The organism is Shewanella sp. S1-58-MNA-CIBAN-0166 (genome assembly GCF_040310085.1).
GTDB lineage: Bacteria > Pseudomonadota > Gammaproteobacteria > Enterobacterales > Shewanellaceae > Shewanella.
The window spans coordinates 1-267 of the sequence record NZ_JBEOPN010000147.1; the positions used below are offsets into that span (position 1 = coordinate 1).

The window sequence follows — 267 nt, forward strand, 5'->3', positions numbered from 1 at the left end:
TATTCGACCATTTCCTTATTAGACTCAAAAGGAAATTTGCCTTTTGATTTTGGAAAGTGCTTTAACACTATTTTTTTTAGTTTCTGTACTTTACTAATGGAAGCTTTAACGGGGCGCTTTTTTTTGTTAAGTCTGTAAGCATCATAAAAACCCTTGTCAAACACCTTTTTAATTGAAATTGATTCTTTTACTCGCATAAAAGTATAAAAATCAATTAAAAATTTAGTTTTGGTATCTCTAATAATATTTATTGCATCTCCGAGGAGT

Annotated in this window: 1 protein-coding gene; it reads right to left on the reverse strand. The window is 28.8% G+C overall.

The window, feature by feature from the left end:
• Positions 1–267: hypothetical protein (locus AAEY99_RS21475; protein ID WP_351011985.1), on the reverse strand; the 267-nt coding region annotated here is incomplete at both ends.